The sequence below is a fragment of the Comamonas aquatica genome (assembly GCF_018064205.1).
GTDB classification, from domain to species: domain Bacteria; phylum Pseudomonadota; class Gammaproteobacteria; order Burkholderiales; family Burkholderiaceae_C; genus Comamonas; species Comamonas aquatica.
On sequence record NZ_CP072916.1, the window covers coordinates 2,971,075 to 2,983,386 of the forward strand.

At 66.0% G+C, this 12,312-nt stretch carries 12 protein-coding genes; 6 read left to right on the plus strand and 6 right to left on the minus strand.

Annotation, left to right across the window (positions count from 1 at the left end; all coding sequences use genetic code 11):
- The first annotated feature begins 122 nt into the window (after positions 1–122).
- Positions 123–884, plus strand: coding sequence for an amino acid ABC transporter ATP-binding protein (locus KAQ61_RS14010; protein WP_210929575.1), 762 nt, complete (start codon positions 123–125; stop codon positions 882–884).
- 165 nt (positions 885–1,049) lie between these two features.
- Here the strand turns inward: KAQ61_RS14010 and KAQ61_RS14015 are convergent, their stop codons facing one another.
- On the minus strand, positions 1,050–1,550 hold the full coding sequence (locus tag KAQ61_RS14015) for a YbhB/YbcL family Raf kinase inhibitor-like protein (RefSeq protein ID WP_210929576.1): 501 nt from the start codon (positions 1,548–1,550) through the stop codon (positions 1,050–1,052).
- Positions 1,551–1,695: 145 nt separating this feature from the next.
- Between KAQ61_RS14015 and KAQ61_RS14020 the strand changes: the two genes are divergently transcribed.
- Both KAQ61_RS14020 and KAQ61_RS14025 read left to right on the plus strand, forming a co-directional pair.
- Positions 1,696–2,751, plus strand: coding sequence for an alpha/beta hydrolase (locus KAQ61_RS14020; protein ID WP_210929577.1), 1,056 nt, complete (start codon positions 1,696–1,698; stop codon positions 2,749–2,751).
- 55 nt (positions 2,752–2,806) lie between these two features.
- Positions 2,807–3,004, plus strand: a complete 198-nt coding sequence (locus KAQ61_RS14025; protein WP_042414682.1) for a YqaE/Pmp3 family membrane protein — start codon at positions 2,807–2,809, stop codon at positions 3,002–3,004.
- A 58-nt stretch (positions 3,005–3,062) separates the two neighbouring features.
- On the opposite strand, the gene ccsB is transcribed toward KAQ61_RS14025, so the two are convergent.
- The 3 genes from ccsB to KAQ61_RS14040 all read right to left on the minus strand — a co-directional run bounded on the left by ccsB (position 3,063) and on the right by KAQ61_RS14040 (position 7,304).
- Entirely contained in the window at positions 3,063–4,400 is a 1,338-nt protein-coding gene (gene ccsB / locus KAQ61_RS14030; RefSeq protein ID WP_210929578.1) for a c-type cytochrome biogenesis protein CcsB, read from the minus strand.
- Positions 4,397–6,562 carry a cytochrome c biogenesis protein ResB gene (locus tag KAQ61_RS14035; protein WP_051519487.1) on the minus strand — a complete coding sequence of 722 codons (2,166 nt, stop codon included), beginning with the start codon at positions 6,560–6,562 and terminating at the stop codon, positions 4,397–4,399. Before KAQ61_RS14035 ends, ccsB begins: the two co-directional genes overlap by 4 nt.
- Before the next feature lie 118 nt (positions 6,563–6,680).
- Positions 6,681–7,304 (minus strand): c-type cytochrome, encoded by a 624-nt coding sequence (locus tag KAQ61_RS14040; protein WP_042414687.1) that lies wholly within the window; start codon positions 7,302–7,304, stop codon positions 6,681–6,683.
- A gap of 70 nt (positions 7,305–7,374) precedes the next feature.
- On the opposite strand from KAQ61_RS14040, the gene yihA reads away from it, so the two are divergent.
- Positions 7,375–8,133 carry a ribosome biogenesis GTP-binding protein YihA/YsxC gene (gene yihA / locus KAQ61_RS14045; RefSeq protein WP_210929579.1) on the plus strand — a complete coding sequence of 253 codons (759 nt, stop codon included), beginning with the start codon at positions 7,375–7,377 and terminating at the stop codon, positions 8,131–8,133.
- 59 nt (positions 8,134–8,192) lie between these two features.
- Positions 8,193–9,146 carry an alpha/beta fold hydrolase gene (locus tag KAQ61_RS14050; protein WP_210929580.1) on the plus strand — a complete coding sequence of 318 codons (954 nt, stop codon included), beginning with the start codon at positions 8,193–8,195 and terminating at the stop codon, positions 9,144–9,146.
- On the opposite strand, the gene KAQ61_RS14055 is transcribed toward KAQ61_RS14050, so the two are convergent.
- Positions 9,140–10,015: a lysophospholipid acyltransferase family protein gene (locus KAQ61_RS14055; protein WP_210929581.1), complete on the minus strand. Its 876-nt coding sequence runs from the start codon at positions 10,013–10,015 to the stop codon at positions 9,140–9,142. The two genes, KAQ61_RS14050 and KAQ61_RS14055, sit on opposite strands and share 7 nt — an antisense overlap.
- Positions 10,012–10,878 (minus strand): lysophospholipid acyltransferase family protein, encoded by an 867-nt coding sequence (locus tag KAQ61_RS14060; RefSeq protein WP_210929582.1) that lies wholly within the window; start codon positions 10,876–10,878, stop codon positions 10,012–10,014. Before KAQ61_RS14060 ends, KAQ61_RS14055 begins: the two co-directional genes overlap by 4 nt.
- Before the next feature lie 127 nt (positions 10,879–11,005).
- Between KAQ61_RS14060 and metK the strand changes: the two genes are divergently transcribed.
- Entirely contained in the window at positions 11,006–12,190 is a 1,185-nt protein-coding gene (metK, locus tag KAQ61_RS14065) for a methionine adenosyltransferase (RefSeq protein WP_210929583.1), read from the plus strand.
- Positions 12,191–12,312 lie beyond the last annotated feature (122 nt).

Consider the following 12,312-nt stretch of genomic DNA (forward strand, 5'->3'; position numbering starts at 1 on the left):
TTGTCCCCTTGGAAGGGGGACAAAGCCTGCTCCGCGGGGCGGCCCTTGCTGGCTGTCTCTGACCTTGGCCGCGCCAGTTCCATGCGGTGCGATCTCCATGAACAACTGATACGAAACTGCTTATGACCTCCGCCACCACCCCCACCACCGTCCCCCTGGTCGACATCCGCGGCCTGCGCAAGCGCTATGGCAGCAACGAAGTGCTCAAGGGCGTGGACCTGCACATCGACCGCGGCGAGGTGGTCTCCATCATCGGCAAGAGCGGCTCGGGCAAGAGCACGCTGCTGCGCTGCATCAACGGTCTGGAAAGCTTTCAGGAAGGCCAGCTGACCGTGCACGGCCAGCCCCTGCAGGCCGACCAGCCCCAAGCCCTGCGCGAGCTGTGCAAGAACGTGGGCATGATCTTCCAGAGCTTCAACCTGTTCCCGCACCTGAGCGTGGGGCGCAACGTGATGCTGGCGCCCTCGCTGGTCATGCGCCAGCCGCAGGACGTGGTCCGCGCCAACGCCCAGCGCCTGCTGGAGCGCGTGGGCCTGGCCGAGAAGTTCGACGCCATGCCCGACCAGCTCTCGGGTGGCCAGCAGCAGCGCGTGGCGATTGCCCGTGCCCTGGCCATGGACCCCGAGATCCTGCTGTGCGACGAAGTCACCTCGGCCCTGGACCCGGAGCTGGTGGGCGAGGTGCTGAGCGTGGTGGAAAGCCTGGCCGAGCAGGGCATGACCCTGATCATGGTGACGCACGAGATGAGCTTTGCGCGCAAGGTCAGCGACAAGGTGGTCTTCATGCACCAGGGCAAGGTGCACGAAGTGGGCGCGCCCGAGACCTTGTTCGGCGCCCCGCAAACGCCCGAGCTGCGCCAGTTCCTGGGCTTCAGCGCCAGCTGAGCGGCACCCGGGTACATACAAAAAAATAGCTGCCTGCGCTGAATTTTGCTGGTTTTCAGGTTTTTTATCACCTGAAAACCTTGCATTACCTGCGCAAGCAGCTATGTTTTTTTTACCGCCGCCAGCACCCGCTCCTGCAAGGCAGACGGGCGGACGCGGCCACCCTCAGGCCGGGCGGCCGTAGGTCGCGGTGAACGAGGCCGTGGCCAGCGTGTGGGCGTGGATCATGAAGCCGCCGATGGCCGTGGTGGCGTCGTCCGGCATGTCCAGCTTAGCCACGGACAGCGCGTGCACCGTGAAGATGTAGCGGTGCGGCTTGTCGCCGGGCGGTGGGCACATGCCGCCCCAGGCCCAGAGGCCGTAGTCGTTGCGCATCTGGCGCGCGCCGGCGGGCAGGTTGGCACCGCCTTTCTCGCCGGCATTGGCGGGCAGCGCGGTGACGCTGGCGGGCAGGTCCACCACCATCCAGTGCCACCAGCCCGAGCCCGTGGGCGCATCAGGGTCGTACACCGTCACGGCAAAGCTCTGCGTGCCGGCGGGGGCGCCGCTCCACTGCAGCACGGGGGACTGGTTGCTGCCGCCGCAGCCGAACATGTCGGACTCGAACGCGGGCGCAATCGTGCCGCCGGTGGGAATGTCGGGGCTGCTCAGGGTGAACGTGGTCATCGGTGAAATCTCCTTCATCACAAGCCTGCCAGTATGCCTGCAGGCGCCCGCGGGCCGGCACGGGCCATCGTCCCCGCACCGCATATTTTGAGAATCAATCTCATTTACACTCGGTCGCTGTGTCCCCTTGCCCGATTGCGTTGCCATGCCTGCCTGCTCCCCCCCTTCATCGCCCGACACCGCCCGCCGCCAGTGGCTGGCCAGCGCCCTCGCCGTGCCCAGCCTGGGCCTGGTGGGCTGCACCACACCGGCCATCCCCGTACCCACTGCGGGTGATGCAGCGGCCTGGGGCCAGCCCTGGCACATGCCCGGGTTTCGGTACATGGACTTGCCCGCGCCGGCCCTGCCCGGCAGCCCCACGCCGCGCCAGCACCGGGTGATGGTCTACGTGCCCCAGGGCCCCGCGCCGGCGGCGGGCTGGCCGGTGGTCTATGTGCTGGACGGCAATCTGATGTTCCCGCTGCTGGCCCAGCTGGTGCACAACCGCGGCGCGCGCGGCCCCGAGCTGCGGGGCCCGGGCGCCCTCGTGGTGGGCCTGGGCCATGCGCTGCCCCCCGGCAGCGCCGAGGTGCACGACCGCGCGGCCCGCACCTATGACTACACCCTGCCCTACGACGGCGTGGCCCCCGACAGCCAGGGGCGCGCGCAGGGCGGGGCCGACCAGTTGCTGGACTGGATGGCGCAGCAGCTGCAGCCGCGCCTGCGGGCCGCGTGGCCGCTGCACCCCCAGCGGCAGACGCTGGTGGGCCATTCCTACGGCGGGCTGTTCACCCTGCATGCGCTGTTCACGCGCACCGCCCTGTTCCAGCGCTATGTGGCCGCCAGCCCATCGCTGTGGTGGGGCAACGGCACCGTGCTGGAGGAGGCCGCGCAGTTCCTGCGCCGCCAACAGGCGGGGGCCAGCGCCCTGCCTAGTGAGCTGCAGGTCTACCTCAGCCAGGGCGGCGAAGAGCTGGCCGGCCGGCGCGACCCCGGCCGCGCGCCCAACCCGGAACGTGAGGCCTCCGCACGCCAGGCCCAGGCGCGGGCGCAGCAGCACGGCCTGGCCACTGCGGCCGATCTGTCGCAGGCGCTGGAGCGGCTGCCGCGCGTGCGCAGCCACTTCCAGGTCTGGCCCGGTGCCAACCACGGCGGCACCCAGTTGTACGCCTGCATGCAGGCCGCACGCGTCGGGTTAGACTGGGACGACGCAGCCCGGTGAAGCCGGGCCGCGCCCAGCCTCTCCCTTTGTTGTCTGCGCCTTGCGCTTCCCACCCATGCGACTGCTGCTTGCCCTGCTTCTGCCTTTTTCCGTGTTCTTCACCATCGGCCGCCCTTTTGCCGGGGTGCTCTGCCTGATCCTGCAGATCACCCTGATCGGCTGGGTGCCGGCCGCCATCTGGGCCGTGTACGCGCTGAGCCAGTACAAGACCGACCAGAAGATCAAAGAGGCCCTGGGGCAGCGCCGCCCCTGACGTGAACTTATAAAAAAAGGAGCGCCCAGGCGCTCCTTTTTTTTGAGTACGTTCAAGCTCACAGCTCGCCGTAACTGTGCAGGCCCGACAGGAACATGTTCACCCCGAGGAAGGCAAAGGTGGTGATGGCCAGACCCACCAGCGCCCACCAGGCCGACACGGTGCCGCGCAGGCCCTTCATCATGCGCATGTGCAGCCAGGCGGCGTAGTTCAGCCAGACGATCAGCGCCCAGGTCTCCTTGGGGTCCCAGCTCCAATAGCCGCCCCAGGCCTCGGCCGCCCACAGCGCGCCCAGCACCGTGGCGATGGTGAAGAAGGCAAAGCCCACGGCGATGGACTTGTACATCACATCGTCCAGGATTTCGAAGCTGGGCAGGCGGGTGGCAATCGTCTTGCGTGCCATCAGGATGCCGGCCACGATCAGGGCCGAAATACCGAAGTACACCAGCCAGTAGCTGCTGCCCGTGGCCTGGCTCTGGCGGAAGGCCAACGGCTCGAAGCACAGCGCCACGCCCAGCAGCCACAGCGGGGCCAGCTTGTACCACTTGGTTTCCTGGGCCTGCTGCTTGATCAGGTAGGCAAAGGCCACCATGGCGGCAATCGCGAAGGTGCCGTAGCCGATGAAGTTGGCCGGCACGTGGACCTTCATCCACCAGCTTTGCAGCGCCGGCACCAGGGGCTGGATCTCGTGCGCCTCGCGCACCACGGTGTACCAGAGCAAAAAGCCCACGGCCGCGCTGACCACCAGCATCACAAAGCTGCCCAGGGCCCGGGTCTGGTACTGGGTTTCGTAGTACAGGTAGAACAGCGCCGTCATCCAGATGAACATGACGAACACTTCGTACAGGTTGCTGACCGGGATGTGGCCGATGCCGGGGCCGATCAGGTGGCTCTCGAACCAGCGCACCATGGTGCCGACCAGGGCCAGCGTGACCGCCACCCAGGTGATGCGGCTGCCGATGGCGCCAAACGCATCGCGCTCGCCCTTGGCAAACAGGCTGATCCAGTAGAACACCGTGGCCATGAAGCACAGCATGCTCATCCACAGGATGGCGGACTGACTGGACAGGAAGTACTTGAGGCCGAACACCTGGTCCGAACGCGCCAGCAGAGCCTCTCCATCGGGGCCCTGGTACAGCCAGATGGCCAGCAGCGACAGGGCCGCCACGGACAGCATCAGCTTGGCCAGCGGCCGCCAGAACCAGCCCAGCCAGATCAGGCCGGGGACGGCGCCGATCAGGATGCCCTTTTCATACACATCCATCGCGAGGTGGTAATGCTGGAAGGCGAACAGGCCACCGGCGACCAGCAGGACGGCAAACAACCAGTCGAACCAGTTGCGGCGAACGAAAAACCCTTCGTTCAAGGTGATGGTGGCTGTAGCAGTACGACTCATACAGAACGCTCCGTGGAGGATGGCGCTGCAGCCGGGGCTGTCAGCAGCTTCTCGGTCAAATTCTCGAATTCGCGGTCAGTGTCCATGATCTTGCGATTCGATGACAAGGCCATGGTGGCACGCGCCGCCTCGCCCTGTGGGCTGATCCAGACCCACAGGCGCCGGTCGCGCACATACAGCATGGCAAACACCCCGATGATCAGGAACAGGCAGCCCAGGTAGACGATGTTCTTGCCGGGCGCACGCGCGACCTGGAACACGCTGGCCTGCACCTGGGTGAAGTCTTCCAGCATGAAGGCCATGGGTGCCGGGAAGAATTGCGCATCGCTGAGCGAGAACACCGATTGCGTCATGAAGGCCAGGGTCTGATCGCTGGGCTGCATCACCGGCAGGCCGGCCTTTTCGCGGCTGAGCTGGGCCAGGTCGAACAGCACGCCATTCAGGATGCGGATCAGCACCTCGCTGGCGCGCTCGCGCTCGGCCTCAGGCACGTTGGCTTCCATGAACTGGGCAATCGCCTGCAGGCCGCCATCGGGCTTGTCCAGGCGCGTGCCGCTGCCGGCGAACAGGTTCACGGCCCGCAGGGCCGACTGGGCCAGCGCGTCGCGCAGGTCGGGGCGGTCCTTGGGCACTGCCTGGGCGGCGTAGCGGCGCACCGCCTCCTCGCGCAGCACGGGATCGTTCAGGGCCGCACGCATGCGCAGGAAGCCCTGCATGCTGCCCTGCTCGTCGGCCGGCACGCGCAGGTAACGGAAGCTCTCGGACGGGTTCTCACGCACGCCCAGCAGGAACATGGGCACGCCGTCGCCAAAGTCCACCGGGCTCATGTAGTTCTGGTACTCGCGGGCCTGGCCCGAGGCATCGCGCAGCTTGTAGCCGATGCTGGGGCCGATGTTGCGCAGCTCCTTGTCGGTCACCGTCTTGTGACCACCGCCCAGCCGCGCTTCGATGGAGCTGCGCAGGTCCACCTTGCGCACGTCCACGGCAGCACTGGAGGCTTTCTTGTCGGTGAAGTTCTCGACATTGATGGTGCGCAGCTCGGTGAACTCCAGGGTCAGCACATCCTCGGGGCGGTGGGAGCCGGCGCGCATCAGCTGGGTGCTGGTGCCGATGTGGCCCTCGACCTCGAACGCCTCGCTGCCGGGCGCAAACGGCACGGCGCGCAGCTTGACGCGCGATCCCCCGTCGTCAAAGCTGGACTGGTAGATCTCGATGCCCTTGTAGCTGGCCGGGTGGTTCACCTCGATGCGCTGCGGCAGCTGCTCGCCGGTTTCGCGGTCGTGGATCACCACCTCGCTGGCAAACAGCTTGGGCATGCCGGTGTCGTAGTACTCGACGATGAATTTCTTCAGCTCCACGGAGAAGGGCAGCTCCTGCAGCAGCACGCCGTCCGACTGGTTCAGGATGGCCGTGCCCGCCTGCGTGCCCTCGGCCACCATCAGATTGCCGCGGAAAGTCGGGTTGCGCAGCGACAAGCGGTGCTCGGGCGGCACATCGGAAATGCGGCCGCCCCCGGTGTACGGCGTCTTGCCGCCCAGCCACATCTGGGCCCGCACGATCAGGTCGCCGTCCAGCAAACCGCCGATACAGATCAGCACGATCGCCGCATGGGCCGCGATGTAGCCCAGCTTGTTGGCCGCGCCCGCCTTGGCCGCCAGCATGTAGCCCTTGCCGGCGGGTGTCTCGCGCTCCTGCAGCTTCACTTTCCAGCCGCTGCGCGCCAGGATGCCGCCGATGCGCTGCGCTGCGGCCTGCGGGGCCTCGCCCAAGGCGGCCTCGGCCTTGTGGTGGAAGGCCTTGAGGCTTTGCTCGCGGATGTTTTCCTTGTAGTTGCGCAAATCCGCCAGGTACTTGGGCGTATGGCGCAGCAGGCACAGGCTGGTGCTGATCACCAGGAAGGCCAGGATCAGCAGGAACCACCAGGCGCTGTAGACCGCATTCAGCTTGAGCGCCAGAAACAGCTCGGCCCAGAAGGGGCCGAACTGGTTGACATAGTTGACGCTGGGCTCGTGCTGCTTGAGCACCGTGCCGATCACCGAGGCGATGCAGATGATGGTCAACAGGGCGATGGCGAACCGCATGGACGCCAGAAGCTCCAGCAAGGCACGCAGGCGCTGCGGTGATTCGGGCTCAAAGGACTGGCCGGAAGAAGGATCAGACATGGGAGAAGACACTGGGCCCGAAAGCAAAAGGCGGGACCATCACACTCTGGATGGACCCGCCTTGGTTGGGGTTTGTTATGGGCGGTAAGTTCCCGCGTGTTATTGCGGAAAGCTTGATTTAGCGCAAGCCTGCAATATAGTCCGCCACCGCCTTGATCTCGCGATCGTTCAGCTTGGCAGCGACATCCTTCATCTGCAGGTTGTTGGCGCGCGAGCCGTCACGGAAGGTGTTCAGCTGCTTGATCGTGTAGTCGGCATGCTGGCCCGACAGACGGGGGTACTGGCCGGGAATGCCGGCGCCGTTGGGGCTGTGGCAGCTGACGCAGGCGGCGATCTTGCGATCTGGCACACCACCGCGGTAGATGCGCTCGCCCAGCACCACCAGTTCCTTGTCCGTGGCGAAGCCGGTCTTGGCGGGCTGCTTGGCCAACCAGGCGGTGATGTTGTTCATCTCTTCGTCGGACAGCATGCTGGCGAAGCCCTTCATCACGGGGTCGGCGCGCTTGTCGCTCTTGAAGTCGTGCAACTGCTTGCGCAAATACTCCGGATGCTGTTGTGCCAATTTGGGATTGACGACAATGGTCGAATTGCCATCCGCACCGTGGCAAGCTGCGCAGACAGCTTCATAGCTGGCTTGACCTTTCACCAGGTCGGCCTTGGCCGGTGTTTCGCCCGCCGCGAAGGCCGGGAGAGCGGGTGCTGCCAATGCGGCAGCCGTCAGCAAAGAGGCGAGCAACTTCATATTGTGGGTCTGGTTATGTGCGCAAAACTGCCTGATTCTACAATGACGCCCTTACGCTTGATACACCCCCATGACGACCAACTCTTCCGAATTTGCTTCGTGTCAAACTTCTGCTCCGATTGACCCCAAGCTCGCCATGGGCTGGATGCACACGGCGCGTTTTCTGACCACGGCAGCCCAGCTGCATCATCTGCCCCCGGTGGACGTGCCCGAAATTGCGTTTGTCGGCCGCTCCAACGCCGGCAAATCCACGTCCATCAATACCCTGACGCAGCAGAAACAGCTGGCGTTTGCCTCCAAGAAACCCGGGCGCACGCAGCACATCAATTTGTTTGCGCTGGGCAAGCAAGGCGTCACCGACGCCGTGCTGGCCGACCTGCCCGGCTATGGCTATGCCGCAGTATCGCGCTCGGACAAGGAGCGCTGGCAGCGGGTGATGCTGAACTACCTGATGCAGCGCGAAAGCCTGAGCGCCGTGGTGCTGCTGTGCGATCCCCGACTGGGCCTGACGGAGCTGGACGAAGCCCTGCTCGACGCCATCCGCCCCCGCGTGGAACAGGGCCTGAAGTTCCTGGTGCTGCTGACCAAGGCCGATAAGCTGACCCGCTCCGAGCAGGCCAAGATCCTGTCCATCACCAAGCTCAACGCCGGCGGCGGCGAGGTGCGCATGTTCTCGGCCCTGAAAAAGCAGGGCGTGGACGATGTGGCCCAGTTGCTGTGGCACTGGTGCCATCCCGACGGCCTGAAGCCCGCGACGCCAGCCCCTGCCGCACCGGAATCGGCCGCCCCCGCGGACACCCCCACCACGCCGGACACCCCCGCGCAATAACGCATGGACGCGCCCGCGTCCTTGGTCCAGCATGACAGCTTCACCACCAAGGAGGCACCATGCTTGAGCCCATCCGCCACCAGCTGCCACACGGCATCACGCTGGACTGCCTGGCCTGCGGAACCCCAGGCAAACCCCTGTTGCTGTTTTTGCACGGATTCCCGGAAGGCGCCTTCATCTGGGAAGGGGTGATGGCACCGTTTGCCGACCGCTGGCGTTGCCTGGCGCCCAACCTGCGCGGCTATGGCGGCTCCAGCCAGCCAGAGGCCGTGGAGGCCTACAAACCCAAGGCGCTGGTCCAGGACCTGGCAGCGCTGATCGCCCTGGAAAGTCCGGGGCAGCCGGCGGCCTGTGTGGTGGCGCACGACTGGGGGGGCGCGCTGGCCTGGAACCTGGCCATCCAGCAACCCCAGTTGCTGCAACAGCTGCTGATCATCAACGCCCCCCACCCTGGGGCCTTTGTGCGCGAGCTGCAGCACAACCCGGCCCAGCAGGCCGCCAGCCAGTACATGCATTTTCTGCGCCGTCCCGATGCGGCACCGCTGTTGCTGGCGGACGGGGCACGGCGCCTGTGGGACTTTTTCCGCACGCCCGCCGGGGACCTGCCCGCCTGGCTCACGCCGGAATGGCAGGCGCGCTACCTGGCCCACTGGCCGCAGTGCCTGGCGGCCGCCTGCCGCTACTATGCAGCCAGCCCGCTGGTGCCACCGCGCGGCGCCAGCGACGACCTGCAACCGCTGCCCGATGCGCTGCTGCACACGCCGGTGGCCACCCACATCCTGTGGGGCATGGACGATGCTGCACTGCTGCCAGAGTTGCTGGACGGCCTGGAGGCGTGGGTGCCCCAGCTGTCCGTGGATCGTGTGCCCGGCGCCAGCCACTGGCTGGTGCATGAGCACCCCGAGCGGGTGATCCGCAGCCTGCACCAGCTGCTGCACGAAGCTCTTCTAAAAAGAGAGCTACCTGCGCTTGCCACGCCTGCGTCAGAGGCCGATTTACCTCTGGATTACTGATACAGGGACGGCTGGCCCTCGGGCCGCGTCTTGAAGCGTTTGTGCACCCAGTAGTACTGCGGCACCATGGTGCGGATGGCGGCCTCCAGTTCGCGGTTCATGCGCGCGGTATCGGCCACATGGTCGTCGGTGGGGAAGTGCTCCCAGGCCGGCGACAGCTCGGCCACATAGCCCTCGGGCGTCATACGGTTGTACAAGGCCACGACCTTGGCCTTGCCCAGGCGGGCAAAGCGCGACAGCGAGGGGATGGTGGCGGTTTCGGGCACCTGGAAGAAGGGCACGAACACCGAGTCATTGCGGCCATAGTCCATGTCCGGCAGCAGGTACAGCAGGCCGCCCTTGCGCAGCGTGGAAATGATGGGCTTGACCCCGTCGGCACGGTTCAACATGCGCACATTGCCGAAGCGCTGGCGCCCGGCCATGAACCAGGCATCCAGCACCGGATCGGGATTGGTCGCAAAGATCGAAGTGAATTCGCGCTCGGTGTTCAGCGGCAGGGCCAGCCCGCCGGCATCCATGCTGTAGAAATGCGGGGCAAACACGATGGTGGGTGTATCTCCCTCCAGCTCGTACGTGGCCCCCACCAGCTTGACGCGCCGGCGCACCAGCGCTTCGGAGCCGAACCACAGCCAGCTGCGGTCCAGAAAGGTCTGGCAGAACACCACAAAACTCTCGCGCGCCCAGGCCTTGCGCTGCGCTGGCGTCGCTTCAGGAAAGCACAGCGCCAGGTTGCGCAATGCCACCTTGCGGCGCGGCGCAGCCAGGATGAACAACAGGCGCCCCAGCACCCAACCGATACCGCGCAACACCGGCAATGGCAGCTTGGCCAGCCCGTGCATCAGGCCCACGCCCAGTCGACTCCAGCTCATGCGGCACCGCCTTCGGTGGCAGATTCCGCCGCCGGCGCTTCCTGCCGTGGCTGCTTGTAGCGGCCATACCCCCACAGGTACTGTGTGGGGCACTGGCGGATGGTGTGCTCCATGGCCTGGTTGATCTGCACCACGGCCTGCTCCAGTTGGTCGGACAGCGGCATGGGCAGGGCTTCGAAAAACAGCTCGTAGCCACGGCCGGCCGGCAGTCGTTCGCAGCGCGCCAGCACCACGGTGGCGCCGGTCTGCAGCGCCAGCCGGGCCGCCAGCGTCATGGTGTAGGCGTCCTGGCCAAAAAACGGCGCCCACTGGCCCTGCCCGCTGGGGGGCACCTGGTCGGGCAGCAGGCCCACGGCCGCGCCCTTGCGCAGCGCCTTGATCATCTGGCGTACGCCCGCCAGCGTGGTGGGCACGGCCTGCACGCCGCTGCGGTTGCGCGCAGTCAGCATCATCTCGGCCAGCCAGGCCTGCTTGGCGGGGCGGTAGAGGATGGTGATCGGCCCATGCTGCGCCGACCATTGCCGCGCCGCGCCCTGCACCGACAGCTCGAAGCAGCCCAGGTGCGGGGTCAGGAACAGGATGCCCTTGCCGCGCGCCCAGGCCTGCTCCACCACCTCGGCACCATGCACGGCGTTGACTGCTGTGTCGCGCAGCCAAAGCCGGGGCAGCTCCGTCACCATGCGCCCGGCATGGCCAACCGCGGCCCGCACCTGGGCGAAGCGGTAGCCGGCCTGCTGGCTGTTGGCGGCAAAACGGCGCCGGTAGGTGGGCGAGCAAGCCCAGGCCAGCCAGCCCAGGCACGCACCCAGTGCGTGCACCAGGGGCAAAGGCACCACAGAGAGGAAACGAAAAAGCGTTGACATGTACAATGTGCGGCTGTCGCCGAGTTAACAGAGCAACTTGCAGGGCGACGTAAAAAAAGACTGCTAAAGCGTTCGCCCGACTTCTGTCAGCCGAGGCAACGCAATTGCCAAGACAGGAGTTTATTCAATGGCGAACGACTTTCTCTTCACCTCGGAATCGGTCTCTGAAGGCCACCCAGACAAGGTGGCGGACCAGATTTCCGATGCGATCCTGGACGCAATTTTCACCCAAGACCCCCACAGCCGCGTGGCTGCCGAGACGCTGACCAACACCGGTCTGGTGGTATTGGCCGGTGAAATCACCACCGGCGCCAACGTGGACTACATCCAGGTGGCGCGCGACACCATCAAGCGCATCGGCTACGACAACACCGACTACGGCATCGACTACAAGGGCTGCGCCGTGCTCGTCGCCTACGACAAGCAAAGCCAGGACATCGCCCAGGGCGTGGACAAGGCCAGCGACGACGAACTGAACATCGGTGCCGGCGACCAGGGCCTGATGTTCGGCTATGCCTGCGACGAAACGCCCGAGCTGATGCCCGCGCCCATCTACTACGCGCACCGCCTGATGGAACGCCAGGCCCAGCTGCGCAAGGATGGCCGCCTGCCCTTCCTGCGCCCCGACGCCAAGAGCCAGGTGACCATGCGTTACGTGGACGGCAAGCCCCACAGCATTGACACCGTGGTGCTGTCCACCCAGCACAGCCCCGACCAGTCGGAGACCGCCACCAAGATGAAGGCCTCGTTCACCGAAGCCATCATCGAGGAAATCATCAAGCCCGTGCTGCCCAAGGAATGGCTGCAGGACACCAAGTACCTGATCAACCCCACCGGCCGCTTTGTCATCGGCGGCCCCCAGGGTGACTGCGGCCTGACCGGTCGCAAGATCATCGTCGACACCTACGGTGGTGCCTGCCCCCACGGCGGCGGCGCCTTCTCGGGCAAGGACCCCTCCAAGGTGGACCGCTCGGCCGCCTACGCCGCGCGCTACGTGGCCAAGAACGTGGTGGCCGCCGGTCTGGCGCGCCAGTGCCAGGTGCAGGTGGCCTACGCCATCGGCGTGGCCCGCCCCATGAACATCACCGTGTACACCGAAGGCACAGGCGTGATCCCTGACGACCAGATCTCCAGGCTGGTGGCCGAACACTTCGACCTGCGCCCCAAGGGCATCATCCAGATGCTGGATTTGCTGCGCCCCATCTACAGCAAGACCGCCGCCTACGGCCACTTCGGCCGCGAAGAACCCGAGTTCACCTGGGAGCGCACCGACAAGGCTGCCCTGCTGCGCGCTGCAGCGGGTTTGAAGTAGTTCAAACCGCCGCGCGGACAAGGCGGAAGCGGTTCGTGGGCGAAGTGCATATCGCGCCAGCGATGTGAACCAAGCCCCGCGCACCGACAAGGCCGCCCAGCTGCGCGCGTTGCCGCTGGCCT

Coding starts and splice junctions, on each gene's coding strand:
- KAQ61_RS14040 (WP_042414687.1), bottom strand. CDS start 7,304: ATGAAGTTGCTCGCCTCTTTGCTGACGGCTGCCGCATTGGCAGCACCC.
- KAQ61_RS14050 (WP_210929580.1), top strand. CDS start 8,193: ATGCTTGAGCCCATCCGCCACCAGCTGCCACACGGCATCACGCTGGAC.
- KAQ61_RS14015 (WP_210929576.1), bottom strand. CDS start 1,550: ATGACCACGTTCACCCTGAGCAGCCCCGACATTCCCACCGGCGGCACG.
- KAQ61_RS14025 (WP_042414682.1), top strand. CDS start 2,807: ATGCGACTGCTGCTTGCCCTGCTTCTGCCTTTTTCCGTGTTCTTCACC.
- KAQ61_RS14055 (WP_210929581.1), bottom strand. CDS start 10,015: ATGAGCTGGAGTCGACTGGGCGTGGGCCTGATGCACGGGCTGGCCAAG.
- KAQ61_RS14020 (WP_210929577.1), top strand. CDS start 1,696: ATGCCTGCCTGCTCCCCCCCTTCATCGCCCGACACCGCCCGCCGCCAG.
- yihA (WP_210929579.1), top strand. CDS start 7,375: ATGACGACCAACTCTTCCGAATTTGCTTCGTGTCAAACTTCTGCTCCG.
- ccsB (WP_210929578.1), bottom strand. CDS start 4,400: ATGAGTCGTACTGCTACAGCCACCATCACCTTGAACGAAGGGTTTTTC.
- metK (WP_210929583.1), top strand. CDS start 11,006: ATGGCGAACGACTTTCTCTTCACCTCGGAATCGGTCTCTGAAGGCCAC.
- KAQ61_RS14010 (WP_210929575.1), top strand. CDS start 123: ATGACCTCCGCCACCACCCCCACCACCGTCCCCCTGGTCGACATCCGC.
- KAQ61_RS14060 (WP_210929582.1), bottom strand. CDS start 10,878: ATGTCAACGCTTTTTCGTTTCCTCTCTGTGGTGCCTTTGCCCCTGGTG.
- KAQ61_RS14035 (WP_051519487.1), bottom strand. CDS start 6,562: ATGTCTGATCCTTCTTCCGGCCAGTCCTTTGAGCCCGAATCACCGCAG.